Raw genomic sequence first — 25,656 nt, 5'->3', positions numbered from 1 at the left:
CCTTCATTGAATACACTGGCCCTTCGCGGCTGAAGCCGCTCCTACAGGGGTATCGAGATCCCTGCAGGAGCGGCTTCAGCCGCGAAGAGGCCAGCAGCCATTACCCCGCAGCCGAAGCCTTCAACGCCCCATCCAGGTCTTCGATCAGGTCGCGATAATCCTCGATCCCCACCGACAACCGCAGCAGGTTCTCGCTGATCCCCATCTCGCCCTTCTGCGCCGGGCTCAACGAGTTGTGCGACATGCTCCACGAGTGGTTGATCATGCTTTCCACCCCGCCCAGCGAGTCGGCCAGCACGAAGATCTGCAAGGCCTCGATCAAGCGGTTGAGCGCTGCCCGGTCTGCGCCTTTGACTTTCATCGCCACCACCGCCCCGCCACTGCGCATCTGCCGCAGGCACAGTGCGTGTTGCGGGTGGCTTTCAAGCCCCGGGTAGAACACCTGCTCGACCTGCGGGTGGCCTTCCAGGAAGCGCGCCACCTGCAGCGCGTTGGTGCACTGGCGCTCCATGCGCACATCCAGGGTCTTCAGCCCGCGCAGGGCCAGGTAGCAGTCGAACGGCCCCTGGATCGCCCCGACCGCCATGCTGATCTTGCGCAGCCGGGCGAGCAGCTCGTCATTGGCGGCGACCACCACGCCCCCGGTGAGATCGGAGTGGCCGCCGATGTACTTGCTCGCCGAGTGCATCACCAGGTCCACGCCGAGGGTGATCGGGCGCTGGTTCCACGGCGAGCAGAAGGTGTTGTCGATACAGGTGAGGATGCCACGGGCACGGGCCAGGTCGCACACCGCCTTGATGTCCACCAGGTGCAGCAACGGGTTGGTCGGGGACTCGATCCAGATCAGCTGGGTTTCCGGCTTGATTGCTGCAGCCACCGCCTCGACGTCATTCAGGTCGACATACGTGGTGGTCAGGCCCGAGGTGCGCCCGCGGTAGTCTTCAAGGATGCGGAAGGTGCCGCCGTAGACACCATTCATCACCACCACGTGGGCGTCCTTGGGCAGCAGCTCGAGCACGGTGGCGGTGGCATTCACCCCCGAGGCACAGGCCACCGCACCGACGCCTTCCTCCAGCGCGGCAACACAGCTCTCATAGGCATGCCGGGTCGGGTTGCCGACACGGCTGTAGGCGTATTCGGGATTATCGTCCAGGCTGCGCTTGATGTAGGAGCTGGCGGTATAGATGGGCGGGAAGATGGCGTTTGCGGCAACGCTGGACTGCTCGCCGGCGTGGATGGTACGGGTGGCGAAATTACGCGGCTTGTCAGACATGGTCAGGCCCATTGGCAGGATTCAAGCCTGCAACTATGGCAATTACCTGGCGCGGCGGCAATGCCCGCCCGGTGCAGGAAATTTTCCTAGGCCTGGGGTAATCTGGGGAAAATTTTTCTCGGTGAAGTTTTCCCTGCCATGGACATCTTCGATCAGCACATTCTCACCCTGTTGCAGCGCGACGCCTCGATCTCGCTCAAGGACCTGGCCGAGGCGGTCAACCTGTCGACCACACCGTGCTGGAAGCGGGTCAAACGCCTTGAAGAAGACGGCTACATCCTCGGCCGCGTCGCCCTGCTAGACCCCGTGCGCCTGGGGTTGGGGCTGACTGTGTTCGTCCAGCTCAAGACCCAGCGCCACGACAGCGCCTGGCTGGAGCAGTTCGCAGCGACGGTGCAGGGGTTCGAGGAGGTGATGGAGTTCTACCGGATGTCCGGGGACTGGGACTACATGCTGCGGGTGGTGGTGGGTGACATCGCGGCGTATGACCGCTTCTACAAAAAGCTGATTACCCGCACTGAGGGGCTGTCGAACATCACCTCCAGTTTTGCCATGGAGCAGATGAAGTACACCACGGCCTTGCCGGTGCATCGTCCTTGAATCGGCGCTGGATGCTTCGCGGCTGAAGCCGCTCCTACAGGGGTATCGAGATCCCTGCAGGAGCGGCTTCAGCCGCGAAGAGGCCAGCCCAGGCAACCCTTCAATCGGCAGCGAGCACCGCCTCGATCCGGTTCCCGGCCTTGGCTTTCTCCAGCTTGATCGCAATGAACTTGGAAGTCGGCGTATAAGTCCCTTCGCCATAACTCTCCAGCGGCACCAGCGGATTGGTCTCGGGGTAATAGGCCGCTGCCTGCCCATCCGGAATGTCATAAGGCACCAACCGGAAGCCCGACACCCGTCGCTCGACACCATCCTCCCACAGCGACACCAGGTCCACGTGCTCGCCCGGCTCGAAGCCCAGCCGGCGGATGTCCGCCTCGCTGACAAACACCACTTCACGCAGGCCGAATACCCCGCGATAACGGTCATCCAGCCCGTACAACGTGGTGTTGTACTGGTCATGCGAGCGCAGGGTCTGCAGGATCAGGTCCGGCGTGTCACCCCGCGCCAGCACCTTGGCATTGACCAGTTCCTCCGGCAGCGCGTGGGGCATGAAGCGGGCCTTGCCGGTGGCCGTGCGGAAGTTGCGATCGGCCGCGTTGTTGCCCAGGTGGAAACCGCCCGGGTGCTGCAGGCGCTCGTTGAAGTTAGCGAAGCCCGGAATCACGTCGGCGATCATGCTGCGAATGCGGTTGTAGTCGGCAACCGCGTATTCCCAGTCGATCGGCTGGTTGCCCAAGGTGGCCTTGGCCATGCCGGCGATGATCCACGGCTCCGAACGCAGGTGCGGCGAACGCGCGCGCAGCTGGCCGTTGGAGAGGTGCACCATGCTGAACGTATCCTCCACCGTCACGCCTTGCGGCCCCTCGGCCTGCATGTCGATCTCGGTACGGCCCAGGCACGGCAGAATCAGCGCATCGCGCCCGGTCACCAAGTGCGAGCGGTTGAGCTTGGTGGAGATCTGCACGGTCAGCGCGCAATTGCGCAGTGCCGCGTGGGTGCGCGGGGTGTCCGGCGTGGCTTGGGCGAAGTTGCCGCCCAGGGCGATGAACACCTTGGCCAGCCCCTCTTCCATGGCTTTGATCGCCAGCACCGCGTTGTGCCCGTGGGCCCGGGGCACTCGGAACTTGAAACGTTTTTCGATGGCATCGAGCAGCGCCGCCCTGGGCTTTTCGTCAATGCCCATGGTGCGGTCGCCTTGCACGTTGCTGTGGCCGCGCACCGGTGACAGACCGGCACCGGGCTTGCCGACGTTGCCGCGCAGCAGTTGCAGGTTGACGATTTCCTGCACGGTCGGCACCGAATGACGATGCTGGGTAACGCCCATGGCCCAGCACATGATCACTCGCTCGGCCTTGCGGTACATGCGCGCGGCCAGTTCGATCTCGGCCAGGGTCAGGCCCGATTGCTTGACGATGTGCTCCCAGGAGGTGGCATCCACGGCCGCCAGGTAGTCGTCGAGGCCACTGGTGTGCTCGGCGATGAAGGCATGGTCGAACACCGCTGGCTCGCCCTTGGCCTGGGCTTCGCGCTCCCATTGCAAGAGGAACTTGGCGATACCGCGCATGGCCGCCATGTCGCCCCCCAGGGCCGGTCGGAAGTAGGCACTGGTGGTCGGCTCGGAGCCGTTGCTGAGCATCTCGAAGGGGTGCTGCGGGTGCTGGAAGCGCTCCAGGCCGCGTTCCTTGAGCGGGTTGAAGCACACCACCTGGGCACCGCGCTTGACGGCTTCGCGCAGCGGCTCGAGCATGCGCGGGTGGTTGGTGCCGGGGTTCTGGCCGATGACGAAGATCGCGTCGGCCAGCTCCAGGTCGTGAAACACCACGGTGCCCTTGCCCACCCCGAGGGTTTCGGCCATGCCGGCGCCGCTGGCTTCGTGGCACATGTTCGAGCAGTCGGGGAAGTTGTTGGTGCCGTAGGCACGGACGAACAGCTGGTAGAGAAACGCCGCCTCGTTGCTCGCCCGGCCCGAGGTATAGAACTCCGCCTGATCGGGCGAGTCGAGCGCGCGCAGGTGTTGGGCAATCAGCTCGAAAGCTTCTTGCCAGCTGGTTTCCACGTAGTGGTCGGTGGCCGCGTCGTAGCGCATCGGATGGGTCAGGCGGCCCTGGTATTCAAGCCAGTAGTCGCTCTGTTCGAGCAACGCACTGACGCTGTAACGGGCAAAGAACGCAGGGTCCACCGAGCGGCCGGTGGCTTCCCAGTTCACTGCCTTGGCGCCGTTTTCGCAGAACTTGACCATGTCGCTTTCCGGCGACTCGCCCCAGGCGCAGCCCGGGCAGTCGAAGCCACCGTTCTGGTTGGTCTTGAGCATGGCCCGCAGGTTCTTGAAGGCGTTGTCGCTGCCCAGCCAGCTCTTGGTCACGCTCTTCAGCGCGCCCCAGCCGGCGGCGGGGCCTTTGTAATCCCTGATGTGTTGGTCCTGGCTCATGCGGTCAATCCTCACGCGGCATGGAAATGTTCACCGAATCGCTATGCCCGGTGTTTTTTCCAGCCTATGGAGCCCGGCCCAGAGCCGTCCAATCGAAATACCTTACAGCACGATAAGCGCTTTCGATCATGCCCTGCAGCCCTTGCCGCACATGGCCTGCAGTGGTGATAGAAGGCATCGATCAAACAGTCGGGGAAAGCGATTTGACGGGGCTGGCCACAGGCTATAGCTTGAGTCCTGTGCCCCCATTTCCTTCGAGCGCCAACGTGGAACAGAACAGCCGGGCCCTGATCGACGGCTTCAACCGGAAAATCGACTACCTGCGGATGTCGGTCACTGACCGCTGCGACTTCCGTTGCGTGTACTGCATGGCTGAAGACATGCAGTTCCTGCCACGTCAGCAGATCCTCAGCCTTGAAGAACTGTTCCAGGTGGCCGAGCGCTTCGTCGCCCTCGGCACCCGCAAAATCCGCCTGACCGGGGGCGAGCCGCTGGTGCGCCAAGGCATCGTCGACCTGTGCGGGCGCATCGCCGCCCTGCCCGGCCTGCGTGAGCTGTGCATGACCAGCAATGGCTCGCAGCTCGGGCGCCTGGCCCAGCCGCTGTTCGACGCCGGGCTCACCCGCCTGAACATCAGCCTCGACAGCCTCGACGCCGCGCGCTTCAAGCAGCTGACCCGTACCGGCGATCTCCACCAGGTGATCGCTGGCATCGATGCCGCACGCCAGGCCGGCTTCCAGCGCACCAAGCTCAACTGCGTGGTGCTCAAGGGCCGCAACGACCACGAACTGGTCGACCTGGTGCGCTTCGCCATCGACCGCGAGCTGGACATCACCTTCATCGAAGAGATGCCACTGGGGGTGATCAACGAACACGAACGCGGCGAGTCGTTCTGCTCCAGCGATGAAGTGCGCGATCGCCTGGCCGAGCACTTCAGCCTGATCGAATCCACCGAGTCCTCCCAGGGCCCGGCGCGCTACTGGCGCCTCGCCGAAGCCGCCCATACCCGGGTCGGTTTCATTTCACCGCACAGCCACAACTTCTGCGCCACCTGCAACCGTGTGCGCCTGACCGTCGAAGGCCGCCTGCTGCTGTGCCTGGGCAACGAACACTCGATGGACCTCAAGCAGGTGCTGCGCGCCCACCCCGGCGATGCGGCGCGGCTGGAGAAGGCCATCCGCGACTCACTGCACCTCAAGCCCTACCGCCATCATTTCGAAGTCGGTGGCGAGGTGCAGATCCTGCGCTTCATGAACATGACCGGCGGCTGATCGGCCGCCTCTGGATTGCCATGATCGTCCACCCCCGCCCCGATGTACTGCGCGTGCTGTTCACCCTCAAAGGCTCGATCGTCAAACGCATTGCCCCGCGCTGCCTGATGGTCACCTTGCTGGCTGCGCTGATCGTGCTGGTCGAGCGGCACTTCCCGGCGTTTTTCTACCCGGTCAGCGCCACGCCGTTCACCCTGCTTGGCCTGTCGCTGTCGATCTTCATGAGTTTTCGCAACAACGCCTGCTACGACCGTTGGTGGGAAGGGCGCAAGGCCTGGGGCAGGCTGATCATCGAAACCCGTTCGTTCGTACGGGAGAGCGTGGTGATCGCCGATGAGCACCTGCGCGCCGAGCTGCTGCGCAGCCTGTGCGGCTTTGCACATGGGCTGAACGCGCGGTTGCGCAACGAAAGCGAAGTGAACGCCACCCGCCCATGGCTCAACCCGGCCACCCCGGTGGCCGAGCACAACGTGTGCGATGGCATCCTGCGCGACATCGGCATGCACTGTTCACGGCTGGCAGCGCAAGGGCAGATCAGCGAATGGCGCTACACCCTGCTGGAGCAGCGCCTGGCCGGGCTGACCGAGGTGCAGGCCAGTTGCGAGCGGATCAAGGGCTCGCCGCTGCCATTCCCCTACACCTTGCTGCTGCATCGTACCATCTACATCTTCTGCCTGCTGCTGCCGTTCGCCCTGGCCGAGCCGCTGGGCTGGCTGGCGCCGCTGTTCACCACCATCGTCGGCTACACCTTCTTCGGGCTCGATGCAATCGGCAACGAGCTGGAGGACCCGTTCGGGCGCGATGAGAACGACCTGCCGATGGATGCCATGGTGAGGACGGTGGAGCGGGATGTGCTTGGGGCCTTGGGCGTCGAGCCGCTGCCACCGGTTTTGCTGCCGGTGGATTATGTACTGAGCTAACCGCGGCTTTCGCAGGCTTCGATAGGCTTCAGATGCTTGACGAAATTACAGGGCCGGTGCCGCGCATCCAGCTGCTCCACCAGAATACCTTCCCAGGCCGTGCGGCAAGCGCCGGTCGAGCCGGGCAGGCAGCACACCAGGGTGCCGTTGGAAATCCCCGCCAACGCCCTGCTCTGTACGGTCGAGCTGCCGATATCGAGAATGGACAAGGCGCGGAACAGTTCGCCAAAGCCATCGACGGTCCGCTCCAGCAGGCACTGTACCGCCTCGGGTGTGCTGTCACGCCCGGTAAAGCCAGTGCCGCCAGTGATGAGCACCACCTGCACGTCGTCGTCGGCGATCCAGCTCGCCACCTGGGCGCGGATCTTGTACAGGTCATCCTTGAGCAGCGCCCGCGCCACCAGGCGATGGCCGACCTCCACCGAGCGGTTGGCCAGCAGCTGACCGGAGGTGTCGTTGTCATAGGTACGGGTGTCGCTGACGGTCAGCACGGCGATATTCAGCGGTACGAAAACCGCATCGGGTTGGACGCGCACGGTGAAGCTCCTCGAATGGCATTGTCGTCACGCTAGAGGCAAGCCAGAACAGCGTCCAATCGAAATGGCGAACCGGCCGATCAATGACATCTATCGCAGACGTGGGTTAAGGTCTGCACAACCAGACCCCAGGCACTCCCATGGACATCAAGCAGCTCAAGTTCCTCATCGCCCTCGACCAGACCCGCCACTTCGGCCAGGCTGCGGCGCTGTGCCATATCACCCAGCCGACCCTGTCGATGCGCCTGCGCAACCTGGAGGACGAACTGGACCTGGTGCTGGTCAAGCGCGGCCAGCGCTTCGAAGGCTTCACCGAGGCCGGCGAGCGCATCCTGGCCTGGGCCCGCACCCTGCTCGCCGCCCATGACGGCCTGCAAGCCGAGGCCGCCAGTTGCCGCGGCCAGGTGGTCGGCAGCCTGCGCCTGGGCACCGTGCCGCTGGCCAGCTTCAACCCCATGCACCTGCTGCTGCCGCTGCGCGAGAAGTACCCCGAGCTGCAATTCCAGCTCAGTTCGCACAGCACCGAGCAGATCATGGACGGCCTGAGCCGCAACCAGCTCGACCTGGGGATCTGCTACCTCGACCAGGTCAACGCCAACTTCTTCGAAGTGATCGAACTGGGTACCACCACCATGGGCCTGCTGTTCGACACCCAGCACTTCCAGTTCGACGTCGACAGCCTGCGCTGGGACGAGCTCGGCGACACCCCCCTGGGCCTGCTGAGCAAGGGCATGCACTACCGCCAGTCACTGGACCTGAGCCTGCGCAGCCGCGGCCTTGAACCCAATGCCGTGCTGGAAAGCGACTCGACCTTCCAGCTGGTGCAGGCCATCAACACCGGCGTGTGCTGCGCGATCATGCCGCTGGGCTGCGGCCTGGAAGACCTCAGCGAACACATGCGCATCATCCCCATCGCCGACGCCAGCATCCACAGCCCGGTCGGCCTGCTGCTGCGCCGCAGCGAACCGCGTTCGGCGATTGCCGAGCAGTGCTTCGCCGAAGCGAAGCTGCTGTTTCAACCCAGCTGATCCGCGGTTGCCTGGCGATACTGCCGCGGCGTGAAGCCCGTCAGTTGCTTGAACTGACGGCTGAACGCGCTGTGGTCGGTGTAGCCGCAGCGCAACGCCACTTCGGTGATCGGCAAATCGGAATGCAACAACCGGTGGGCGTGCTCCAGGCGTGCCTTGTGGATCATCTGCCGCGGCGTGAGGTGGAACACCCGCTTGCAATAGCGCTCCAGCTGCGCCACGGAAATCCCGGCGATGCGGGTCAGCTCGCTCATGCTGATCGGCTGGTGGAAATGTTGACGGATGTGCTCGTCCACGGCAGCCAGGCGCTGATAGGCGGGGTGGGTATCGGCGGCTGACTGCAGGTCGACGGAGATGCCCACCAAACCGATGATCTCCCCGGCCGGGTTGCGCAGCGGGCGCTTGTGGGTCAGGCACCAGCCCGGTTCTCGGCTGCCGTACAGGTGTAGTTCTAGCTGGTCTTCCAGCACCAGCCCATCCTTGAGCACGCGACGGTCCTGCTCGGTGTAGCCGGGGCCCAGTTGCGCCGGGAACACTTCGGCACTGGTCTTGCCCAGCAGCGGCTGCAGGCGCTTGAGGCCGCAGCGCTGGACCAGGGTGGTGTTGGCCAGCACATAGCGGGCGGCCGGGTCCTTGATGAAGATCGCAGCGTTGGGGATGGCGTCGAGGATCGGCAACAGCAGCGACACACCGGCCAGCAGGGCCTCCAGGGTGGCGGGGCGGTGCTGGTCGAGGGACTGGTACAGGGTGGTCAGTTCCGAGGGATTCATCTGTTCTCTACAGCCCTTATGCAGCGTGGCCTCCAGCCTACCCATCGGCGCTTCACAGTCGCCAGCACTTTTTTCGACTGTGCCGATTTCGTCATTCACCCTGCAGAAAACCATCAAGAACCCCTGACCCGTTCGGGTCCACTCTATGCCCCACGCAAGCCGCCCAAGACCTACAAAAGCGCGGCCGTGGAAAGCCGCATCACGTGACATCAGACCTGCCTATCCAAAACCTACAAAAAGGCGCACCCATGTCAGGCAAATTCAAGAAACAGCTGTCGTTGCTCGACCTCACCTTCATCGGCCTCGGCGCCATCTTCGGCTCCGGCTGGCTGTTCGCCGCCAGCCATGTTTCGGCCATCGCCGGCCCGGCCGGTATCCTCTCCTGGTTCCTCGGCGGTTTCGCCGTGCTGCTGCTGGGCATCGTCTACTGCGAACTCGGCGCCGCCCTGCCGCGTGCCGGTGGCGTGGTGCGCTACCCGGTGTACTCGCACGGCCCGCTGCTCGGCTACCTGATGGGCTTCATCACCTTGATCGCGTTCTCCAGCCTGATCGCCATCGAAGTGGTCGCCTCGCGCCAATACGCCGCAGCCTGGTTCCCCGGGCTGACCAAAGCCGGTTCCAGCGACCCCACGGTGCTCGGCTGGCTGGTGCAGTTCGCCTTGCTTGGGCTGTTCTTCTTCCTCAACTACCGAAGCGTGAAGACCTTCGCCAAGGCCAACAACCTGGTCAGCGTGTTCAAGTTCATCGTGCCGCTGCTGGTGATCGGCGTGCTGTTCACCTTCTTCAAGCCGGAGAACTTCGAGGTTCAGGGCTTCGCCCCGTTCGGCCTGTCTGGCGTGGAAATGGCAGTATCGGCGGGTGGCATCATCTTCGCTTACCTGGGGCTGACGCCGATCATCTCGGTGGCCAGCGAAGTGAAGAACCCACAACGCACCATTCCCATCGCGCTGATCCTCTCGGTGCTGCTGTCCACCGCGATCTACGCCCTGCTGCAACTGGCCTTCCTCGGCAGCGTGCCGACCGAAATGCTGGCCAACGGCTGGGCCGGCGTGACCAAAGAACTGGCCCTGCCCTACCGTGACATCGCCCTGGCCCTGGGTGTGGGCTGGCTGGCCTACCTGGTGGTGGCCGATGCGGTGATCTCGCCCAGCGGCTGCGGCAACATCTACATGAACGCCACCCCGCGCGTGGTCTATGGCTGGGCGCAGACCGGCACCTTCTTCAAGTACTTCACACGTATCGATGCCGAGTCTGGTATCCCGCGCCCGGCGCTGTGGCTGACCTTCGGCCTGTCGGTGTTCTGGACCCTGCCGTTCCCCTCCTGGGAAGCGCTGATCAACGTGGTGTCTGCCGCGCTGGTACTGAGCTACGCCGTGGCCCCGGTCACCGTCGCCGCCCTGCGTCGCAATGCGCCGGACATGCCGCGCCCGTTCCGGGTCAAGGGTATGGGCGTGCTGGGCCCGCTGTCGTTCATCATCGCCGCGCTGATCGTCTACTGGTCGGGCTGGAACACCGTGTCCTGGTTGCTGGCCCTGCAGATCGTGATGTTCGTGCTGTACCTGCTGTGCAGCCGCTTCGTGCCGACCCAGCACCTGTCGCTGGCCCAGCAAGTGCGCTCGTCGGCCTGGCTGATCGGCTTCTACGCCGTGACCATCCTGCTGTCCTGGCTGGGCAGCTTTGGCGGCCTGGGCGTGCTCGGCCACCCATTCGACACCGTGGCGGTGGCCGCCTGCGCCCTGGGCATCTACTACTGGGGCGCGCTCACTGGCGTACCGGCTCACCTGGTACGCCTGGAAGGCGAAGACGAAAGCGAAGCCTCCACTGAAACCTACAGCGCCCGCCCCGCCGTCGCCTCCTGATCCTCCTCGCAATGGACAAGCCCATGAAACAGATCCACGTCATCGACTCGCATACCGGCGGCGAACCGACCCGCCTGGTGATGAAAGGCTTCCCGCAGCTGCAGGGGCGCAGCATGGCCGAGCAGCGCGACGAACTGCGCGAGCTGCACGATCAATGGCGCCGTGCCTGCCTGCTGGAGCCACGCGGCAACGATGTGCTGGTCGGCGCGCTGTATTGCCCACCGGTGTCGGCTGATGCCACCTGCGGGGTGATTTTCTTCAACAACGCCGGCTACCTGAGCATGTGTGGCCACGGCACCATCGGCCTGGTCGCCTCGCTGCAGCACCTGGGCCTGATCGAACCCGGCGAGCACAAGATCGACACCCCGGTCGGCCAGGTCAGCGCCACCCTGCACGCCGATGGCGCCGTCACCGTCGGCAACGTGCCGTCCTATCGCTACCGCCAGCAGGTGGCGGTGGATGTACCTGGGCATGGCGTGGTGCGCGGCGATATCGCCTGGGGCGGCAACTGGTTCTTCCTGGTGTCCGAGCACGGCCAGCGCATCGAACTGGACAATCGCGACGCCCTCACGGAGTACACCTGGGCCATGCTCAAGGCCCTCGAGGCCCAAGGCATCACCGGCGAAAACGGCGCGCTGATCGACCATGTCGAGCTGTTCGCCGACGACGCCAATGCCGACAGCCGCAACTTCGTCATGTGCCCCGGCAAGGCCTACGACCGCTCCCCTTGCGGCACCGGCACCAGCGCCAAGCTGGCGTGCCTGGCCGCCGACGGCAAGCTCGAAGCAGGCCAGACCTGGGTCCAGGCCAGCATCACCGGTAGCCAGTTCCACGGCCGCTTCGAGCGCGACGGCGAACGCATTCGCCCGTTCATCACCGGCCGCGCCTACATGACCGCCGACAGCACCCTGCTGATCGACGAACAGGATCCATTCGCCTGGGGCATCTGACCCGGCTTTTCAAAACAACCGAATATCGCCAGGAGTGACAACAATGACTGACAACATCTTCACCGGCACCATGCCTGCCCTGATGACCCCGTGCACCGCCGAGCGCAAGCCGGACTTCGACGCCCTGGTGCGCAAGGGCCGGGAGCTGATCGAGGCGGGCATGAGCGCCGTGGTGTATTGCGGCTCGATGGGTGACTGGCCACTGCTGACCGAAGCCGAGCGCCAGGAAGGCGTGGCCCGCCTGGTGGCCGCCGGCATTCCGACCATCGTCGGCACCGGTGCGGTCAACACGCGCGAGGCCGTGTCCCACGCGGCCCACGCGGCCAAGGTCGGTGCCGCCGGCCTGATGGTGATCCCTCGCGTGCTCAGCCGCGGTGCTTCGCTGATCGCCCAGAAACACCACTTCTCGGCCATTCTCGCTGCGGCGCCGAAGCTGCCGGCGGTGATCTACAACAGCCCCTACTACGGCTTCGCCACCCGCGCCGACCTGTTCTTCGAACTGCGCCGCGAATTCCCCAACCTGATTGGTTTCAAGGAGTTCGGCGGCGGCGCCGACCTGCGCTACGCCGCCGAGCACATCACCTCGAAGGATGACGATGTGACCCTGATGGTCGGTGTCGATACCCAGGTCGTGCATGGCTTCGTCAACTGCGCCGCCACCGGTGCCATCACCGGCATCGGCAACGCCCTGCCGCGTGAAGTGCTGCAGCTGGTGAGCCTGAGCAAGCAGGCCGCCAAAGGCGACGCCAAGGCCCGCCGCCTGGCGCGTGAACTGGAAGCGGCGCTGGCAGTGCTGTCGTCGTTCGATGAAGGCTGCGACCTGGTGCTGTACTACAAGCACCTGATGGTGCTCAACGGCGACACCGAGTACAGCCTGCATTTCAACGAAACCGACGTGCTCACCGATGCCCAGCGCAACTATGCCGAACAGCAGTACGCGCTGTTCCGCAACTGGTACGCCAGCTGGTCGGCCGAGCAGAACCTGGCCTGATCCCTGGGGCTGCTGCGCAGCCCTTTCGCGACACAAGGCCGCTCCCACATTGAACGGCGTACACAGGTCTTTTGTGGGAGCGGCCTTGTGTCGCGAAAGGGGCGCAAAGCGCCCCCCGATCCAGAATCTGATTCCGAAGGAGGCCCCATGACCCTGACAGGCAACCTGCTGATCGGCCAGTCTGCCGTGCCCGGCAGCGGCGACGCGATCCGCGCCATCGACCCGGCGACCAACCAGCCCCTCGAGCCCGCCTACGCCGGCGGCACCGGCGAACACGTGGCCCAGGCCTGCGCACTGGCCTGGGCGGCGTTCGATGTCTACCGCGAAACCTCGCTGGAACAACGCGCACATTTTCTTGAAACCATCGCCAGTGAAATCGAAGCCATTGGCGATGCCCTGATCGATCGCGCCGTGGCCGAAAGCGGCCTGCCCAAGGCGCGCATCCAGGGCGAGCGTGGCCGCACTTGCACGCAACTGCGCACCTTCGCCCGAGTGGTCCGCAGCGGCGAATGGCTCGATGTGCGGGTCGACAACGCCCTGCCCGAACGCCAACCGCTGCCACGCGCCGACCTGCGCCAACGCCAGGTGGCGCTGGGCCCGGTGGCGGTGTTTGGCGCCAGCAACTTCCCCTTGGCCTTCTCGGTAGCGGGTGGCGACACCGCATCGGCCTTGGCCGCCGGCTGCCCGGTGGTGGTCAAGGCCCACGCCGCGCACCCCGGCACCAGCGAACTGGTCGGCCAGGCCGTGGCCCGTGCCGTCAAGCACTGCGGCCTGCCTGAAGGGGTGTTCTCGTTGCTGTATGGCGCCGGTCATGACGTCGGTATCGCCCTGGTCAGCGACCCGCACATCAAGGCGGTCGGCTTCACCGGGTCGCGCAGCGGTGGCACAGCCCTGTGCAAGGCAGCCCAAGCCCGCCCGGAGCCGATTCCGGTGTACGCCGAGATGAGTTCGATCAACCCGGTATTTCTTTTCGATGCCGCGTTGCAAGCCCGCGGCGACGCACTGGCGCAAGGCTTCGTTGCCTCGCTGACCCAAGGCGCCGGGCAGTTCTGCACCAACCCTGGGCTGGTGATCGCCCGCCAGGGGGCGGCGCTGCAGCGCTTCATCGAGGCGGCCAGCGCGCAGGTTCGCCAGGCCGCCGCGCAGACCATGCTCACCCCAGGCATTTCCAGGGCATACGCCGCGGGTGTCGACGCCCTGGCCAGCAACGTCAACGCCAGGCGTGCCGCCAGCGGCCTGACGCAACAAGGGCCGAACCAGTGCCAGGCGCAGCTGTTCGTGACCCAGGCCGAAGCGTTTCTCGGCGACCCGGCATTGCAGGCCGAAGTGTTCGGCGCCGCTTCGCTGGTAGTGGCCTGCACCAGTGACGCGCAGGTGCGCCAGGTGGCCGAACAGCTTGAAGGCCAGCTGACCGCCACGCTGCATCTGGACGATGCCGACCTCGACAGTGCCCGCGCCCTGCTGCCGACCTTGGAGCGCAAGGCCGGGCGCATCCTGGTCAACGGCTGGCCGACCGGTGTCGAGGTGTGCGACGCGATGGTTCACGGCGGGCCGTTCCCTGCCACCTCAGATGCCCGTACCACCTCGGTCGGCACCGCAGCGATCCTGCGTTTCCTGCGCCCGGTGTGCTACCAGGACTTCCCCGATGCCCTGCTGCCGCAGGCGCTCAAGCACGGCAACCCGCTGCAATTGCAGCGTTTGCTCGACGGCAAACGGGAAGCTTGAGCATGGTCGATACCCCCGAAAACGATATCGCCGTGGTGGGTGCCGGCATTGTCGGCGTCGCCTGCGCGCTGCAACTGGCCCGCCAGGGCCGTCGGGTGCTGCTGCTCGATCATCAGGCGCCGGGCCACGGTGCCTCCTACGGCAACGCCGGGCATCTGGCCACCGAGCAGGTGTTCCCGATCGCCGACCTGTCGATCCTCAAGCGCCTGCCGCGCATGCTGCTCGACCCGATGGGCCCGCTGCGCCTGGACTGGAAGTACCTGCCCAAGGCCATGCCATGGTTCGCCCGCCTGCTGCTGAACCTGCGCCCGGCGCCGTTCCAGCGCAGCGTGGCCGGCATCCGCGCACTCAACGAAGGTAGCCTGGGAGCCTGGCAGCGTTTGCTGGGCTCGATCGGGCGTAGCGAGTTGTTCAAGGAGGACGGCTCGCTGCTGGTGTTCGAGCGGCCCGAGTCGCGTGTCGCGCTGCAGGCCCTGCGCGCACGCATGCAGCAGCAGGACGTGCAGGTGGACCTGTGGTCGGCCGATCACCTGCGCGAGGCCGCGCCGCAATTGAACCCATCGCTGCTCGGCGGGCTGTTCTTCCCGCGTACCGGGCACTTCATCGACCCGTACCGGGTGGTCTGCGCACTGTTCGAGGTCGCCAAGGCCAACGGCGTGCGCTTCGTGCAGGCACGGGTTACGGGCGGTCAACTGCACAGCGACGGGGTCAACCTGGCCAGTGACCGGGGGACGTTCAAGGCGCGCCAGGTCCTGCTCAGCTGCGGCGCCCATTCAGCGCCATTGACGGTGGCGCTGACCGGCAAACGCGTACCGCTGGATACCGAGCGCGGCTATCACCTGATGCTGCCGCAAGAACAGCAGCGCCTGCCGTTCGCGGTCACGTCGCTGGAGCGCAAGTTCATCATGACGCCCATGGCTGAGGGGCTGCGCCTGGCTGGCACGGTGGAGTTCGCCGGGCTCGATGCGCCGCCCAGCATGCAGCGGGCGTGGCAGTTGCACCGGCTGAGCAAGGGGTTGTTTCAACGGGACTTGAGCACGGAAGGGGCGACGCCGTGGATGGGCTTCAGGCCATCGTTGCCGGACTCGTTGCCGGTGATCGACCGCGTGTGTGACGGGCGGGTGCTGCTCGCCTTCGGCCATCAGCATCTGGGGCTGACCCAGGCGGCGGTGACGGCGGAATGGGTGGGGCGGTTGGCGGCGCAATCGGCCGGGCCAGAGACAGCGGCTTACCGGTTGGATCGGTTCTAGCCTGTACCGGCCGCTGCGCGGGCACGCCCGCACAGGGTCGTCACAGGCCTTGAGCCTTGGTTTGAAGGGCTGCAGAGCAGCCCCGTCAAGCACTCAGCGATAACGCTCGAGCCAGTGGGCATACGGTGCCGGCAAGGTCCAGGAGGCCTTGTCCACACCCAGTTCCTTCGCCGCAAAGTAAGCCCAGTGCGGATCGGCCAGGTGTGCACGCCCCACCGACACCAGGTCGAGCTGGTTGGCCTGCACCGCCTCTTCAGCCAGTTGCGGCGTGCCAAAGCCCCACGCCGAGGTCACTGGCAAGCCCGCCTCGCGACGCACACGTTCGGCAATCGGCCCCATGAATGCCGGACCCCACGGAATGTTGGTGTCGGGAATGGTGAAGCCGACGCTGACGCTCAGCAGGTCCAGCCCGCCAGCCTTGAACCGGCGCGCCAGTTCGATCGACTCTTCCAGGGTCTGCTCATCGCGGCCGTCATACTCCAGCACACCAAAGCGAGCGGTCAGTGGCAGGTTCTCCGGCCATACCTCACGCACCGCTGCCAGGGTTTCCAGCAGAAAGCGACTGCGGTTTTCGAAGCTGCCACCGTAGGCATCGGTGCGCTGGTTGGAATGCTCGGAGAAGAAGCTCTGCCCCAGATAGCCGTGGGCGAAGTGCAGCTCGATCCACTCGAAGCCGGCGTCGCGGGCACGGCGCGCAGCGTCGACGAAATCCTGTTTGACCCGGGCAATGTCGTCCAGGGTCATTTCGCGCGGGACTTTCGGCAGGTGCGCACCAAAGGCGATGGCCGACGGGGCGATAGTGTCCCAGCCACGGGCATCGTCGGCAGCAATGTGGTCATCGCCTTCCCACGGGCGGTTGGCGCTGGCCTTGCGCCCGGCGTGGGCAATCTGGATACCCGGCACCGAGCCTGCCGCCTTGATCGCCTGCACCACCGGCACGAAGGCCTGGGCGTGGGCGTCGCTCCAGATCCCGGCGCAACCGGGGGTGATGCGCCCTTCCGGTGCCACGGCGGTGGCCTCCACCACCAGCAGGCCTGCACCGCCACGGGCCAGGCCGGCCAGGTGCACGTGGTGCCAGTCGTTGATCATGCCGTCCTCAGCCATGTACTGGCACATCGGCGGGATGGCGATGCGGTTGCGCAAAGTGACATCTTTCAGGGTGTAGGGTTGGAACAGGGCAGACATGGGCAAACTCCGGGTCGTCTGAATACGATAGTTCGATCATAATCGAACTATGGCAATTAATGAAACCCCCGTTATCATGTCGGCCATGCGAGCCTACCAACACCCCAATTCCGAAGACCTGACTCTCGAGCGTGTGCTCTATGCACTGAGCGACCCGGTGCGCCTGGGCATCGTCCGCCATCTGGCCGGCGTGGCTGAGGCCAGCTGTGGCGAACTCGATGGCGGGCGGCCGAAGTCGAGCATGTCGCACCACTTTCGCGTGTTGCGTGATGCGGGGTTGGTGCATACCCGCAACGTCGGGACCACCCACATGAATTCGTTGCGCAGCGAGATGCTGGCCGTGCGTTTTCCCGGCTTGCTGGACTGCATTCTGCGTCAGGTCTGATCGCTACCGTGCCGCCCCGGCACGCCGGCAAGGTCAGGCGCTGATGGCGTCAAAGCTGCGTATGGGGGTGGGTGCCGCACAGAACAGCGGGAACTCTTCTTCGATGATCCACGGCTCTTTCATGACCAGGTACACATCGAGAAAATCAGAGAAGCCAGGCCAGATGAACAGGTCATTGGCTTCGGCGACGGCACGCGACAGCACGCCGACGCCGCCAAAGCTCTTGATCATGGAAACACTGACGATCTCGCTGCCGGAATGGAACACGGTGGCGGCGTCCAGCATGCCGGGCCGGCGCTCGGCGAAGCGGGAAAAGATCGAGGAATAAGGGCACTCGGGCAACGGCTTGATCACCGCGCAGGCGGGTGCACGGTCATTGCTGGATGACGAGGCGACGACTTCGATACGCAACCCCTTGAGCGGCAGCGAATGGTAGTTCTCAGGCACACTGTCGCCCAGCACCACCACCATGTCCGCTTCGTCCTTGGCCAGCTTGGTCAGGTTGTCGGGCGATTCCGAGCAACTGAAGATCGGGTTGTAGCCTGCAAGCTTGCTGACCACCCCGCCCATGATCTGTTGGTTGATTTCCATGGACAAGGTGCTGTTCAAGGCCACGCGTAGCGGCAGCCGCTGGTTGCGGCTCTGGCGCAACTGATTGATCTTCAGTTGCATGCGCTCGGAAGAGCGGACGATTTCCAGCACGTGCGGCAGGATACCCACGCCCTCCTGGGTCAGCGATACCCCTTTGTTGGTGCGGTCGAACAACTTGAAGCCGCAATGATCCTCGAGCTTTTTCAACTGAGCGGCCAAGGCCTGGACCGTAACGTGAACCTGTTCGGCCGCATCGGTGATCGACCCCGTTCGGGCCACGTTCACGATGTTCTTGAGCACCTTGATGTCCATTCAATCTCCCTCCCCGATTTGTTGACGCAGTCCGGCAACAAAGGCCAAGAGGATAACGCACAAGGCCTTGCACTGTCTGCCCGCTTAGGGTGCACGCGGCCCGGGTAGCAAGCAACGGTTGAGGCACCTGAAAAAAATGTGAAGTTTCACCGCGCAAAGCAACTGTTAGATTTTTGCCAGCTTTTGAATAAGAAGAGATGGCCATGCTGACACTGAACAGAAACATCGAAACTGCCCTGCGACAAAACAAGACGGTCAATGTCATGGGCAGCGATTATGCCTTGACCGGCGGCTTCAAGGAGTTCGTCGAGTTTTCCAAAAGTTGGGAAACCATGGGCGTCGACCGTTATTACGGTCAGGCGGACAAGGGCACCCGCTACCGCCGTTACAGTGATTTCGACTTCAACCCGGTCACCGGCGAACTGAACCAACTCAGCCACCGCGCCTACGAACAATCCGAGGCCCACAACGCCTACGTCGGCGGCATGGCGCGTCATTTCGATGACATCGGCGCCGATGTATTCAACTCACCGATCCTGCGGGCGCTGATTCGGCTGGATTTCGACGTGTACAAGGCCGTCTTGCCGGAAGAACTGCATACCGTCAACTGGCAGTGCCAGGTGCACCAGATCCGTATCGAGATCAAACCCGGGGCGCAGATTGAAATCACCCCTGAAGGTATTCACTGTGACGGTTACCCGTTCAGCGGCGTGCACTTCTGGGGCCGTCATAATGTCGAAGGTGCTACCAGCAAGATTTACGATAAACAGTCCAATGTTATCGATTCCGGCACCTACCTGAATATTCTCGACACCACTTATTTCCTCGACCGCGAACTTCAGCACTATGTAACGCCGGCCATCAACCCGAGCAATTCCGAAATGGGCTACCGGCAGATCATTGCCATTTCCTTCTCTCGACCGGGTAGCGAGCATGACATTATCGACTAATTGCATCGGCACGGCGCCAAAACTGTTCCCGGCCGAACACATCAATGGCCTGAGCATCAAGAAAGCCACGCCCTTCCATGCGCGCAAGATCGTCGACTTCTTCCGCCGCTTCGAAGAGACCTCATTCTGCGACTGGCAGGACGAAGGGCTGCTCAAAGGTTTGCTCGGCACCGAGCACACCTATTGCTACGTGGCCGAGAACCAGACCGGGGCCATCGTCGGCGCGGTCGCGGGGGGACTGATGGGCACACGAGGCACCATCAATCACATGGCCGTGGAGCCGGACTATCGCCAGAGCAGGATCGGCACTTCATTGGCCAACTCGATTCTCAGTGATTTCCGCCAGCACGGCATTCGCCGGGTGTTCCTGTTCGTTGAGCATGACAACACCCAGGCACTGAGCTTCTGGCAGAAACAAGGCTTCCTGCAGACACGTGGTGAAATCACCTGCGAGGTCGACCTGTGACCTCGTCGGTGCTGCTATCCGCCACGCGCAAAGAAAGCCTGGTCGACGCCCTGCCGATCATTACCGGCTATTTCGTCGTCAGCTTCGTGTTTGGTGTCATGTGCATCAATGCCGGCCTGCCCTTGTGGCTGCCGGCCGCCATGTGCCTGTTCGTCTATGCCGGGGCGGCGCAGTTCGCCGCACTGGCCCTGATGACCACCAGCGCGCCGCTGGTCACCATTGCCTTGTCGACCTTGCTGATCAATTCGCGGCACATGCTGATGGCGATGTACATGTCCAAACGCAGCGCACAACTGCCGATCAGCAAGCCACAGAAGCTGCTGTACGCTTTTGGCCTGACCGATGAGTCCTTTGCCTTTCATAGCCAGCGCCTGGAAAACGGCAGGCCGACCTCGCCGGGCTATCTGTTGCAGTTCAATACCTACTGCCATGCCAGCTGGATCGCCGGCGCGGTGTTTGGTGCGGTGGCCTCGGATGCATTGAACCGGTTCTCCCAGTTCAAGCTGGACTATGCCCTGACGGCAATGATGATCTTCGTGCTGATATCGCTGTGCAGCAACTTCACCAAAGCGCTCATCGCCCTGGTGGTGATCGTCACCACCTGCCTGTTGAACCTGTACGCACCGTCGCCCTTGAACGTATTCATCGCAACCGCCGTAGGCTGTGGAGCAGGGTTATGCCTGAAAAGAACTACCTGATCGCAGCGGTGATGCTGATGGCTGCCATCACCTATCTCACCCGTGCGACACCTTTTCTGCTGAAGATGGAGAAATCTCCCAAGCTGTTCAATGACGTCATTGAATACTTGCCGGTGGCAATCATCGCCAGCATCACCGTACCCGCCCTGCTGGTGGCCAAGGATGGCTCATTGCTGGGCCTGAATGCCGACCTGCTGGCAGCGATCCCGGTGGTCATCGTCGCCTACTGGTCACGTAGCCTGATCTACAGCGTGTGTGCCGGTGTCGCCGGGCATGTGGCAATCACGCTGCTGGCGTGAGGTGCGGTTCTGAAAAGGAAGCGGTTATGAGCCTTGCACGCCGGAAAGTCACGCTGACCAACCTGAGTGAGTTTTCCCGCCTGATGCCCAAGGTTCCTCGTGACCAGGTGATCGAGGAAATGGCTGACCTGTCGCTGGAATGCTCACTGGCTTACGCCTTGGGCAAGACGTTCCTGCGCGATGGCTGGATTGCGGAATATCGCCATCTGCATGCGGCCGCGCACTTGAGCCCCTGCACCGACCTGCTGCTTTTCGCCACCTCGGGAAGCTTGGATCTGGAGCTGGCCGACGGCTCGCAAATACACGTCATGCACGGCGATCAGGTGGTACTCAGGGCTGCCACCGAGGCGAAGGTCTTTCCCGTCAGTGACGAAGGTGATGTGAGTTTCCTGGCGTTGGCCATCGACCTCAACCTGACCGAGGTGCTGCAGGACCTCGTCGTCGACAGCGACCTGCCGAAACGCCCATAAAAAAAGCCACGGGGTCACCCGTGGCTTTCGCGAACCCACATCGCCGCCCGATCAGAGCGCCATGTCGTTTGCTGGCTTGCTTTCAACCGGTTGGCTCGGCGCAACGCTGGTGCCGACGCTCTCGTCGATCACTGGTGGCTTCTCCAGTTGCAGCACTTCAGCGGTGTAGTTCCACTCTTTCTGGGTAGCCGCTGCCGAATCGTTCAGCTTGGTACCGTAGCTCGGCACGATCTGCTTGATCTTGGCCTGCCACTCTGGGGTAGCGACCTTTTCCTTGAACACGGTTTCCAGCACGTTCAGCATGATTGGCGCAGCAGTCGAAGCACCTGGCGAGGCGCCCAGCAGGCCGGCAATGGTGCGGTCCTGGGAAGCCACCACTTCGGTACCCAGCTTCAGCACGCCGCCCTTCTCTTCGTCACGCTTGATGATCTGCACGCGCTGACCGGCCTGCCACAGTTTCCAGTCTTCCTTCCTGGCATTCGGGAAGTAGGTGCGCAGCGCTTCGAAACGGTCGTCATCCGACAGCATCAGCTGGCCAGCGAGGTACTCGACCAACGGGTACTGGTCGATACCGACCTTGGTCATCGGCCACACGTTGTGGGTGGTGGTGCTGCTCAGCAGGTCCAGGTACGAGCCGTTCTTCAGGAACTTGGTCGAGAAGGTGGCGAATGGGCCAAACAGGATCACGCGCTTGCCATCCAGCACGCGGGTGTCCAGGTGCGGTACCGACATGGGTGGCGCGCCGGTCGAGGCAATGCCGTAGGCCTTGGCCATGTGCTGCATGGCCACGGTCGGGTTCTCGGTCACCAGGAACGAACCGCCCACCGGGAAGCCTGCGTACTCCTTGGCTTCTGGAATACCCGACTTCTGCAGCAGCTTCAGTGCGCCGCCGCCAGCACCGATGAACAGGAACTTGGCGTCGGTGGCCGATTCGGTACCGTCCTTGAGGTTCTTGTACTCGACGTGCCAGGAGCCGTCTTCGTTGCGGGTGATGTCCTGCACTTCGCTGGACAGCTTCAGCTCGAAGCCTTTCTGGGTCTGCAGGTGGCCAACGAACTGGCGGGTGATTTCGCCGAAGTTGACGTCGGTGCCGATTGGCGTCCAGGTGACCGCCAGCTTCTGGTTCGGGTCACGGCCTTCCATCATCAGCGGGACCCACTTGGCGATCTGTGCGTGGTCCTCGGAGTACTGCATCGGGCGGAACAGCGGGCTGGCCTGCAGCGCGTCGTAACGCTTCTTGAGGAACTTGATGTTGTCATCACCCCAGACGAAGCTCATGTGCGGGGTGGTGTTGATGAACGAGTGCGGGTTCTTCAGCACGCCCTGGCGAACCTGCCAAGACCAGAACTGGCGGGAGATCTGGAAGGCTTCGTTGATTTCGATGGCCTTGGCGATGTTGACGTTGCCGTCTTTGTCTTCCGGGGTGTAGTTCAGCTCGGCCAGCGCGGAGTGGCCAGTACCGGCGTTGTTCCAGCCGTTGGAGCTTTCTTCGGCGACGCCGTCCAGGCGCTCGACCATTTCCATCGACCAGCTCGGCTCCAGCTCGTGCAGCCACACGGCCAGGGTAGAGCTCATGATGCCGCCGCCGACCAGCAGCACATCGACTTTCTTGGTTTCTGCGGCGTGCGCTTGCATGAAGCTCGCAGCGACAGCCAGACCCAGCAAGGTCTTGCCAGCTTTCTTGAACATTGATCAATTCCAGTCAGTAGAACGGAGGGTGGACCTGTGGCTGGCCCAAAGTGTTCCTTGTTCTTCAGCGCAGGCTTGTTGTTAATGATTGTTCAGCAGCCAGAGAACCAGAAAACGACTCAGGCTTTTGTCGAATTGACCGACCAGGCTGAATCGTTTCGCCGATTGTAACCGAAATGCCAGCACAAACAAATTGCCGCTGGGGGGTCAACGCGACGGGTTGTCTCAGTGAATGTCGCCCAGCGCAAAAGCGTTCGGGCAACAAAAACCCCCGGCCATCTGCATGACCGGGGGCATCGGATCAGGCCACCAGGGGCGAGATCTGGGGATCGCCAGGCTTACTGCGGCTGAGGCAGTTTATCGATAGGGCCGCAGCCACCAATGACCTTGGAGATGGAAACCGAAGGGTGGAACAGGTAGTCGTACGAGCAGTTTTTCTGCTGGTTGTAGACTTGGCCAGTGCAGCCCGACAGCAGGGCAACGCCGGATACGACAGCAACGGCGACAGTGGCCTTGAACAGCTTTTTCATACTAAGTCCTTTAAATGCTTCATCTTCGACCATCTTTCTGATGGCGGCGGGATGATACAGAACCCAGGCATTGGATCCAAGTCGCAATTAGCCATCGACAACAGGGGCCTTGTCCGGGCAAATCACTTCTATCGACAGTCAATCCGTTTTACCCCAAATAGAAAACGCCATTTCCCCAATAACGGCGATATCCCACCCAAAGGTGGGCAGTCCATATCACGCCCCAGTGCAATGCCAATAAAATTTTTACAATTAGTAATAGTTTTTTCGGGGTTCGCTGTTGCAAACCGGCACTGGCACAACACGTGCTTTGACCGATATGGCTCAAGGAACTCTCTGGCGAACATGTCCGGAACCGGCCAGTTCATCGCCGCTCGAGACCGATGGGCAATACCCTGGTCGAGCCGTTTATTCGATATCCGTATCGCTCCGTAGTTATTGCACAGGCACTCGTGCAACACGAGCCCTCTGACGGTAGATCGAATGCTTGCAACGTGGCTGGAAGCATTTCGGAGACCATTATGAGCATATCTGCAGGACTCAAGACTTCGGCCGCAGCCCTCGCTCAAGCGCGGCTCAACACGCTGTTCGCTCAACCGGCACTGCTGGCAGGTGCAATAGTCGCCGCACTGGCATTGACTGTTGCCTCGCCCGGCGATGCCTGGGCCAAGGGCGGGACCGACAAACCGGTCAAGGGCACGACATCACCGTTCACAACGCCCACCCTTCCTGACCCGGTCTTTGCCGACCCGCTGGCCATCCACGGCTTCGATATCACCGGTTTCATTCAGGACATGACCGTCGACAGCAGCAACAGCAATTGCCCGAATACCAGTAGCCCGGACCGATTGGGCGGTACGGTGGTGGTCAATGGCACAACCATTACCGTGCCCTGCAATTCGGTCATCCAGATGCCCGCCAATACACTCACCTGGGCGGACTTCGTCCACGGCGGCCCATTGGGCCTTAAACAACTACCGGCCACCTACCCATCGTTTGAAGTGCATGTTGTCGGTAATACCGTCGCCGGCAAACAAATCGCCGGGCTGATCTTTGTCTCCCAGCAATCGGCCCAGGTCGGCAGTGGTTATATCAGCAGAATTGACCAGACCACCGGGAACATAGAAGTGACGAGTAGCAACTCGCCGCAACCGACCATCTTGCAGATCAATGACCCCAACGGGCGTTTCGGTCGAGCCCAGAGCCCCGATGCGCGCTTTTCGGTGGATGACGCCAACCCGACCATTCACTCGGCCACGGGTTACCCGATGTGCGTGCCGCGTACCGGTGATGACCCGCTGTGCCCTCAGAAAAACCGGCCGAAAGTGGTCACGCCAACCACGACCAACAACTGCCGCAACTTTGCCCAGGCTGGCGTAGCGTTGCCTGCATCCGGTGAATTGACACCACCGAAGGCTGGCCAGCTGTATTGCAGCCAGTTCGTCATGAAGCGCTTCAGTGACCCGACACGGACCGCAACCGACCCGGACCCGACGCAACAAGTACCCTTTGAAGTCGGCGACTTCATTACCTACTCCGGCACGCTGTTCAAATCGACCACGGCCGGTGTGCCGGACTTCATTTCCGCCCACACCATCGAGGCCAACCTCGGTATCTATACCCAACCGGGCTCTCAGCCCAGCTATCTGGCCATTGGCGAATTCGGCGTCGGCACTGCAGACCCGGCTGCGGTAGCAGTCAACGGTGCAGCCCAGGAAACCCAGGACCGCATCTTCCTCGAAGCCGAGACCACCGACGTCAAGACCCCGGTGGACATCTACCTGATTGATGTCGACCCAACCACCGGCGTACAGCGCAACCGCTGGATCACGCCGTTTGAAATGACCGGGGAATGCGACCCTGCCGCCGTTCTGGCGCCCACCTGTGCCGGCGCCTCAGGCGGGATCACCACGCAAAACGTAGGCCCACAACCACAACGCGCACGGTTGCGTGCATCCAAGGCGCCGACCGGCCTGCTCAGCCAGCCAACCCGTACCCTGCGGGTGGTCGCTCGCTCACTGTGCGTCCCCAGCAACACCCTTGCGCAACCGGGTGTCGATAGCTGCCTGCAGAACGCCAGCCGGCTGACCGTCGCCAACGGCCTGACTGCCGGGCAGTACGTGGCACCCGTGTTCGAGTTCATCTTCCCGGAGAACGTCAAGCCTGGGGACGAGATCGTGCCCAACGACTTCTGGCACCTGCCGTTCCTGCGTAATGGCGAGGGCAGCACAACCCCAACAGGGGTTGGCGCGCTGGAGCCAACGCCTTGGTGAGCTGAAACGAAGATAAGACCGCCATAAACGAAAAAGCCCCGCAGACGTTAATCTGCGGGGCTTCATCTTGTATGGCGGAGAGATAGGGATTTGAACCCTAGGTACTGTTGCCAGTACAACGGATTTCGAATCCGTCCCGTTCGACCACTCCGGCATCTCTCCAATGCCGCGCATCATACCAGCGTTTTCTTGAAACGCAAATCT

At 63.0% G+C, this 25,656-nt stretch carries 24 protein-coding genes and 1 tRNA gene; 16 read left to right on the top strand and 9 right to left on the bottom strand.

The genetic code is table 11. The features are described 5' to 3' along the window. Positions 1-100: 100 nt before the first annotated feature. A complete protein-coding gene (locus HU738_RS09175) occupies positions 101-1,285 on the bottom strand; it encodes a trans-sulfuration enzyme family protein (protein WP_186603440.1) in 1,185 nt (394 codons plus the stop codon). A gap of 126 nt (positions 1,286-1,411) precedes the next feature. Here HU738_RS09175 and HU738_RS09170 point away from each other — a divergent pair, with 126 nt between their 5' ends. Next, positions 1,412-1,873 (top strand): Lrp/AsnC family transcriptional regulator, encoded by a 462-nt coding sequence (locus HU738_RS09170; protein ID WP_186603441.1) that lies wholly within the window; start codon positions 1,412-1,414, stop codon positions 1,871-1,873. Between the two features lie 100 nt (positions 1,874-1,973). On the opposite strand, the gene HU738_RS09165 is transcribed toward HU738_RS09170, so the two are convergent. Further along, complete coding sequence (locus tag HU738_RS09165; RefSeq protein WP_186603442.1) at positions 1,974-4,304, bottom strand: FdhF/YdeP family oxidoreductase; 2,331 nt, start codon at positions 4,302-4,304, stop codon at positions 1,974-1,976. 266 nt (positions 4,305-4,570) lie between these two features. On the opposite strand from HU738_RS09165, the gene moaA reads away from it, so the two are divergent. Together moaA and HU738_RS09155 are read left to right on the top strand one after the other, a co-directional pair. Further along, entirely contained in the window at positions 4,571-5,575 is a 1,005-nt protein-coding gene (gene moaA / locus HU738_RS09160) for a GTP 3',8-cyclase MoaA (protein ID WP_054883354.1), read from the top strand. A 20-nt stretch (positions 5,576-5,595) separates the two neighbouring features. Continuing rightward, positions 5,596-6,495: a bestrophin family protein gene (locus HU738_RS09155; RefSeq protein ID WP_176507839.1), complete on the top strand. Its 900-nt coding sequence runs from the start codon at positions 5,596-5,598 to the stop codon at positions 6,493-6,495. Here the strand turns inward: HU738_RS09155 and moaB are convergent. Further along, a complete protein-coding gene (gene moaB / locus HU738_RS09150; RefSeq protein WP_186603443.1) occupies positions 6,492-7,031 on the bottom strand; it encodes a molybdenum cofactor biosynthesis protein B in 540 nt (179 codons plus the stop codon). The genes HU738_RS09155 and moaB overlap by 4 nt on opposite strands. 140 nt (positions 7,032-7,171) lie before the next feature. Here moaB and HU738_RS09145 point away from each other — a divergent pair, with 140 nt between their 5' ends. After that, a complete protein-coding gene (locus HU738_RS09145; protein WP_186603444.1) occupies positions 7,172-8,059 on the top strand; it encodes a LysR family transcriptional regulator in 888 nt (295 codons plus the stop codon). Here HU738_RS09145 and HU738_RS09140 read toward each other — a convergent pair. Beyond that, positions 8,047-8,829, bottom strand: a complete 783-nt coding sequence (locus HU738_RS09140; RefSeq protein ID WP_186603445.1) for an AraC family transcriptional regulator — start codon at positions 8,827-8,829, stop codon at positions 8,047-8,049. The genes HU738_RS09145 and HU738_RS09140 overlap by 13 nt on opposite strands. A gap of 248 nt (positions 8,830-9,077) precedes the next feature. On the opposite strand from HU738_RS09140, the gene HU738_RS09135 reads away from it, so the two are divergent. The 5 genes from HU738_RS09135 (at position 9,078) to HU738_RS09115 (ending at position 15,604) form a co-directional block, all read left to right on the top strand. Next, complete coding sequence (locus HU738_RS09135) at positions 9,078-10,688, top strand: APC family permease (RefSeq protein WP_186603446.1); 1,611 nt, start codon at positions 9,078-9,080, stop codon at positions 10,686-10,688. Between the two features lie 23 nt (positions 10,689-10,711). After that, positions 10,712-11,638 carry a 4-hydroxyproline epimerase gene (locus HU738_RS09130; protein WP_186603447.1) on the top strand — a complete coding sequence of 309 codons (927 nt, stop codon included), beginning with the start codon at positions 10,712-10,714 and terminating at the stop codon, positions 11,636-11,638. Positions 11,639-11,681: 43 nt separating this feature from the next. Next, entirely contained in the window at positions 11,682-12,629 is a 948-nt protein-coding gene (locus HU738_RS09125; protein ID WP_186603448.1) for a dihydrodipicolinate synthase family protein, read from the top strand. Between the two features lie 147 nt (positions 12,630-12,776). Next, a complete protein-coding gene (locus HU738_RS09120) occupies positions 12,777-14,354 on the top strand; it encodes an aldehyde dehydrogenase (NADP(+)) (protein WP_186603449.1) in 1,578 nt (525 codons plus the stop codon). Positions 14,355-14,356: 2 nt separating this feature from the next. Continuing rightward, positions 14,357-15,604, top strand: a complete 1,248-nt coding sequence (locus tag HU738_RS09115) for an NAD(P)/FAD-dependent oxidoreductase (RefSeq protein WP_186603450.1) — start codon at positions 14,357-14,359, stop codon at positions 15,602-15,604. A gap of 93 nt (positions 15,605-15,697) precedes the next feature. On the opposite strand, the gene xenA is transcribed toward HU738_RS09115, so the two are convergent. Continuing rightward, positions 15,698-16,789 (bottom strand): xenobiotic reductase XenA, encoded by a 1,092-nt coding sequence (xenA, locus tag HU738_RS09110; protein ID WP_186603451.1) that lies wholly within the window; start codon positions 16,787-16,789, stop codon positions 15,698-15,700. A gap of 49 nt (positions 16,790-16,838) precedes the next feature. Here xenA and HU738_RS09105 point away from each other — a divergent pair, with 49 nt between their 5' ends. Continuing rightward, positions 16,839-17,174 (top strand): ArsR/SmtB family transcription factor, encoded by a 336-nt coding sequence (locus tag HU738_RS09105; RefSeq protein WP_176507829.1) that lies wholly within the window; start codon positions 16,839-16,841, stop codon positions 17,172-17,174. Between the two features lie 33 nt (positions 17,175-17,207). Here the strand turns inward: HU738_RS09105 and HU738_RS09100 are convergent, their stop codons facing one another. After that, a complete protein-coding gene (locus tag HU738_RS09100) occupies positions 17,208-18,077 on the bottom strand; it encodes a LysR family transcriptional regulator (RefSeq protein ID WP_054883366.1) in 870 nt (289 codons plus the stop codon). Between the two features lie 203 nt (positions 18,078-18,280). Between HU738_RS09100 and HU738_RS09095 the strand changes: the two genes are divergently transcribed. The 5 genes from HU738_RS09095 to HU738_RS09075 are packed head-to-tail and all read left to right on the top strand — an operon-like array spanning position 18,281 to position 20,960. Continuing rightward, positions 18,281-19,027 carry a 2OG-Fe dioxygenase family protein gene (locus HU738_RS09095; protein WP_176507828.1) on the top strand — a complete coding sequence of 249 codons (747 nt, stop codon included), beginning with the start codon at positions 18,281-18,283 and terminating at the stop codon, positions 19,025-19,027. Beyond that, entirely contained in the window at positions 19,011-19,493 is a 483-nt protein-coding gene (locus tag HU738_RS09090) for a GNAT family N-acetyltransferase (RefSeq protein ID WP_176507827.1), read from the top strand. The genes HU738_RS09095 and HU738_RS09090 overlap by 17 nt, the downstream gene beginning before the upstream one ends. After that, complete coding sequence (locus HU738_RS09085) at positions 19,490-20,191, top strand: AzlC family ABC transporter permease (protein WP_197896267.1); 702 nt, start codon at positions 19,490-19,492, stop codon at positions 20,189-20,191. Before HU738_RS09090 ends, HU738_RS09085 begins: the two co-directional genes overlap by 4 nt. Continuing rightward, a complete protein-coding gene (locus HU738_RS09080; protein WP_027918627.1) occupies positions 20,170-20,490 on the top strand; it encodes an AzlD domain-containing protein in 321 nt (106 codons plus the stop codon). The genes HU738_RS09085 and HU738_RS09080 overlap by 22 nt, the downstream gene beginning before the upstream one ends. Before the next feature lie 26 nt (positions 20,491-20,516). Then, positions 20,517-20,960, top strand: a complete 444-nt coding sequence (locus HU738_RS09075) for a hypothetical protein (protein ID WP_186603452.1) — start codon at positions 20,517-20,519, stop codon at positions 20,958-20,960. A 51-nt stretch (positions 20,961-21,011) separates the two neighbouring features. On the opposite strand, the gene mqo is transcribed toward HU738_RS09075, so the two are convergent. After that, positions 21,012-22,649: a malate dehydrogenase (quinone) gene (mqo, locus tag HU738_RS09070; RefSeq protein ID WP_186603453.1), complete on the bottom strand. Its 1,638-nt coding sequence runs from the start codon at positions 22,647-22,649 to the stop codon at positions 21,012-21,014. 338 nt (positions 22,650-22,987) lie between these two features. Next, the gene (locus HU738_RS09065; RefSeq protein WP_008097338.1) at positions 22,988-23,179 is read right to left on the bottom strand and encodes a DUF4223 family protein; all 192 of its coding nucleotides are present in this window, start codon (positions 23,177-23,179) and stop codon (positions 22,988-22,990) included. Positions 23,180-23,700: 521 nt separating this feature from the next. Here HU738_RS09065 and HU738_RS09060 point away from each other — a divergent pair. Then, positions 23,701-25,452: a hypothetical protein gene (locus HU738_RS09060; protein WP_186603454.1), complete on the top strand. Its 1,752-nt coding sequence runs from the start codon at positions 23,701-23,703 to the stop codon at positions 25,450-25,452. 72 nt (positions 25,453-25,524) lie between these two features. Here HU738_RS09060 and HU738_RS09055 read toward each other — a convergent pair. Then, positions 25,525-25,614: transfer RNA gene (locus tag HU738_RS09055), tRNA-Ser, on the bottom strand. Positions 25,615-25,656 lie beyond the last annotated feature (42 nt).

The sequence above is a fragment of the Pseudomonas vlassakiae genome (genome assembly GCF_014269035.2).
In the GTDB taxonomy this organism is placed as follows: Bacteria; Pseudomonadota; Gammaproteobacteria; order Pseudomonadales; family Pseudomonadaceae; genus Aquipseudomonas; species Aquipseudomonas vlassakiae.
Note: the sequence above shows the minus strand (reverse complement) of the source record. Positions and strands in the feature narration are given on the sequence as shown.

Excerpts from the sequence above, each read along its gene's own strand:
- HU738_RS09175 (WP_186603440.1), bottom strand. The coding sequence starts at position 1,285 with ATGGGCCTGACCATGTCTGACAAGCCGCGTAATTTCGCCACCCGTACC.
- HU738_RS09170 (WP_186603441.1), top strand. The coding sequence starts at position 1,412 with ATGGACATCTTCGATCAGCACATTCTCACCCTGTTGCAGCGCGACGCC.
- HU738_RS09165 (WP_186603442.1), bottom strand. The coding sequence starts at position 4,304 with ATGAGCCAGGACCAACACATCAGGGATTACAAAGGCCCCGCCGCCGGC.
- HU738_RS09155 (WP_176507839.1), top strand. The coding sequence starts at position 5,596 with ATGATCGTCCACCCCCGCCCCGATGTACTGCGCGTGCTGTTCACCCTC.
- HU738_RS09145 (WP_186603444.1), top strand. The coding sequence starts at position 7,172 with ATGGACATCAAGCAGCTCAAGTTCCTCATCGCCCTCGACCAGACCCGC.
- HU738_RS09140 (WP_186603445.1), bottom strand. The coding sequence starts at position 8,829 with ATGAATCCCTCGGAACTGACCACCCTGTACCAGTCCCTCGACCAGCAC.
- HU738_RS09135 (WP_186603446.1), top strand. The coding sequence starts at position 9,078 with ATGTCAGGCAAATTCAAGAAACAGCTGTCGTTGCTCGACCTCACCTTC.
- HU738_RS09130 (WP_186603447.1), top strand. The coding sequence starts at position 10,712 with ATGAAACAGATCCACGTCATCGACTCGCATACCGGCGGCGAACCGACC.
- HU738_RS09125 (WP_186603448.1), top strand. The coding sequence starts at position 11,682 with ATGACTGACAACATCTTCACCGGCACCATGCCTGCCCTGATGACCCCG.
- HU738_RS09120 (WP_186603449.1), top strand. The coding sequence starts at position 12,777 with ATGACCCTGACAGGCAACCTGCTGATCGGCCAGTCTGCCGTGCCCGGC.
- HU738_RS09115 (WP_186603450.1), top strand. The coding sequence starts at position 14,357 with ATGGTCGATACCCCCGAAAACGATATCGCCGTGGTGGGTGCCGGCATT.
- xenA (WP_186603451.1), bottom strand. The coding sequence starts at position 16,789 with ATGTCTGCCCTGTTCCAACCCTACACCCTGAAAGATGTCACTTTGCGC.
- HU738_RS09105 (WP_176507829.1), top strand. The coding sequence starts at position 16,839 with ATGGCAATTAATGAAACCCCCGTTATCATGTCGGCCATGCGAGCCTAC.
- HU738_RS09100 (WP_054883366.1), bottom strand. The coding sequence starts at position 18,077 with ATGGACATCAAGGTGCTCAAGAACATCGTGAACGTGGCCCGAACGGGG.
- HU738_RS09095 (WP_176507828.1), top strand. The coding sequence starts at position 18,281 with ATGCTGACACTGAACAGAAACATCGAAACTGCCCTGCGACAAAACAAG.
- HU738_RS09090 (WP_176507827.1), top strand. The coding sequence starts at position 19,011 with ATGACATTATCGACTAATTGCATCGGCACGGCGCCAAAACTGTTCCCG.
- HU738_RS09080 (WP_027918627.1), top strand. The coding sequence starts at position 20,170 with ATGCCTGAAAAGAACTACCTGATCGCAGCGGTGATGCTGATGGCTGCC.
- HU738_RS09075 (WP_186603452.1), top strand. The coding sequence starts at position 20,517 with ATGAGCCTTGCACGCCGGAAAGTCACGCTGACCAACCTGAGTGAGTTT.
- mqo (WP_186603453.1), bottom strand. The coding sequence starts at position 22,649 with ATGTTCAAGAAAGCTGGCAAGACCTTGCTGGGTCTGGCTGTCGCTGCG.
- HU738_RS09065 (WP_008097338.1), bottom strand. The coding sequence starts at position 23,179 with ATGAAAAAGCTGTTCAAGGCCACTGTCGCCGTTGCTGTCGTATCCGGC.
- HU738_RS09060 (WP_186603454.1), top strand. The coding sequence starts at position 23,701 with ATGAGCATATCTGCAGGACTCAAGACTTCGGCCGCAGCCCTCGCTCAA.